This is a genomic window from Microcoleus sp. D2_18a_D3, from assembly GCF_036702455.1.
GTDB lineage: Bacteria > Cyanobacteriota > Cyanobacteriia > Cyanobacteriales > Microcoleaceae > Microcoleus.
This window is the reverse complement of sequence record NZ_JAUBTK010000189.1, coordinates 1-2,633: the sequence shown is the minus strand read 5'-3', so window position 1 is coordinate 2,633 and position 2,633 is coordinate 1. Positions and strand designations below refer to the sequence as shown.

Annotated in this window: 1 protein-coding gene and 1 pseudogene; both read left to right on the top strand. The window is 44.1% G+C overall.

From position 1 onward, the window contains the following. Nucleotides 1-634: 634 nt before the first annotated feature. Nucleotides 635-1,624, top strand: a pseudogene (locus QUB06_RS34340) (reverse transcriptase domain-containing protein); the annotation flags it as partial. Nucleotides 1,625-1,847: 223 nt separating this feature from the next. Continuing rightward, the gene (locus QUB06_RS34335; protein ID WP_333439276.1) at nt 1,848-2,486 is read left to right on the top strand and encodes a group II intron maturase-specific domain-containing protein; all 639 of its coding nucleotides are present in this window, start codon (nt 1,848-1,850) and stop codon (nt 2,484-2,486) included. Nucleotides 2,487-2,633 lie beyond the last annotated feature (147 nt).

Below are 2,633 nucleotides of genomic sequence, written 5' to 3'. Positions count from 1 at the left end.
AATCTTACACACGCTCAGCGCCGTCAGGAGCCAAAGTCTTTTGATGTAAGGGTTTGAGGCTTTTTCAGCAAGCCCTAGTTAGTGACAACTGGTTACATTTGTAGGTGAACCACAGTGCGGTAAGTCCTACCCTCCAAGTGCAGGAGTGAAAGCATATCCCCTAGCTTATTAGGTAGCAACTAATAGGTTAAAGCGGGGATAAAAGGGAGAACTATCGGGAGTCAACCTAGATACCTGTCGAGCAAAAGTCCATGCGTAGCGCAAGCAAAGATACGTCTGAACCATCGTAAACGAAAATGGTGTAACTGACTGAAACAAGGCATAAACCAGTTGAAAAATACGGTAAAAGCTGATTAACACCAAGCCAAAAGGCAAGGATAGGGCATAAGCGGTTGAACAACCGACTTATAAGCACCGCTCAGAAACCCGGTGGAAAGTATCACGCTAAAGACTCAATCAAATATGTAATCGGAACGAAGTAACCCCTAATTATCTCTGGGCAGGTCGATAACCAGTAAGTAGCTAACGAATGATGGCTAGGGGAGGGATTGTATCAGAAAGCGAAGACCTCACTGTAATGGTGTGGATATGCTGACAGATACACGGTAATTCCAAAGGAGTAGAACAAGTAGCAATGAATATATCTAATACGCTGAACAATCAGACGGTGGAATGGAAAGACCTTAACTGGCGCCAGCTAGAAAAGGTAACTTTCAAGTTGCAAAAGCGCATATTCCCAGCGAGTGAACGTGGTGATGTTAAAGCAGTTCGCAAACTTCAGAAGACCCTGATTAGGTCTTGGTCTGCAAAGTGTATTGCGGTACGTAGGGTGACACAAGATAACCAAGGTAAAAATACGGCAGGTGTGGATGGTGTAAAAACACTAACCCCAAAGCATCGTATGAACCTGGTAGGCAAGTTAAAGTTAACCGGAAAAGCTAAACCCACTCGTAGGGTTAATATTCCCAAAACCGGAACAACTGAAACTAGACCATTAGGAATCCCCACAATAAACGACCGCGCTTTGCAAGCGTTAGTCAAGCTAGCGTTAGAGCCGGAATGGGAGGCAAAATTTGAGCCAAACTCTTACGGTTTTAGACCAGGGCGCTCATGTCACGATGCGATAGGGGCAATATATCTCAGTATCAGACAAAAAGCCAAATATGTGCTTGACGCTGATATTGCCAAATGCTTTGACCGTATAGACCACAAAGCGTTATTATCCAAAATACACACATACCCCACTCTAAACCGCCAATTAAAGATGTGGCTAAAAGCAGGGTACTGTGTAGGAAACGAATTATTCCCTACTAATGAAGGTACACCACAAGGCGGGGTAATTTCTCCCCTACTTGCGAACATTGCCTTACACGGTATGGAAGAAAGAGTAAAGCAGTACGCGGAAACACTGAAAGGACAAAAAGCGATTAATCGCTCAGCCCTCAGCCTAATCCGCTACGCTGATGACTTCGTGATTATCCATGAGGATTTGAACGTGGTTAAGAAATGCCAGGAAATAATCGCAGAATGGTTGAGTGACATGGGATTGGAGTTAAAACCAAGTAAAACAAAATTAACCCACACCTTCATTGAGATTGATGGTAATGTTGGGTTTCAGTTCTTAGGTTTCCATGGGAGCATCTCATATTTGTAAAAACACTTCTTCTGGCTCCTTCCTTCTTCCTTCTTCCTCTTTTCTCCTGGCTCCTGACTCCTGACTCCTAACTCCAATTTGGGCTTGGCTGCAAAAGTGAGATGCTCCCGGTTTCCATGTACAACAACACAAAACAGGGGCCTACAAATGTGCCAACGGTTCAAAGGGAACACTACTAGGTTTTAATACATTAATCACCCCCTCAAAAGCCAAGGTAAAAACCCATCTAGCCAAGATTGCCGAAGTAATAGATACCCATAAAACCGCCCCTCAAGCTGCCCTAATTAGCAAGCTGAACCCAATCATTAGGGGATGGTCAAACTATTATTCGACAGTTGTAAGTAAGGAAACCTTCTCAAAGGTTGACCATTTAGCCTACGATAAATTAAGAGCTTGGGCAAGAACGAGGGGAAAAGGGAACATCAATAAGGATAAATACTGGCGAACAGTAGGCGACCGCAATTGGTGTTTTAGTACCGAGAACGGAATAGAACTAACACGGCACTCAGATACGCCAATCGTAAGGCATATCAAAGTAAAGGGTGTTGCTAGTCCGTTTGATAGAAACTGGACTTATTGGAGCAAGCGTAGAGGTGAATACCCAGAAACTCCTAACAGGGTTGCATCCTTAATCAAGCGTCAAAAGGGTATTTGTCCTCACTGTGGTTTGTACTTTACCAGTACAGACATTGTAGAAGTTGACCATATCAAACCAACATCGTTAGGTGGAAAGGACACCTACGATAACCTACAACTTCTGCATAGACACTGCCACGACACAAAGACAGCAACAGACGGGTCAACACGCTCTAAAGGAAGTGTTAAAACCTGATAGTTGGTCTTAAATCGTATCCATAACAAGGATGGAATTATCAAGGAGCCGTGTGAGGTGAAAGTCTCACGCACGGTTCGTGCGGTTCGTTTCTATGAAACTAGCCTGTATGGGTTAGGGGATTAGAGCCTTTACGCCGCCTTGGGT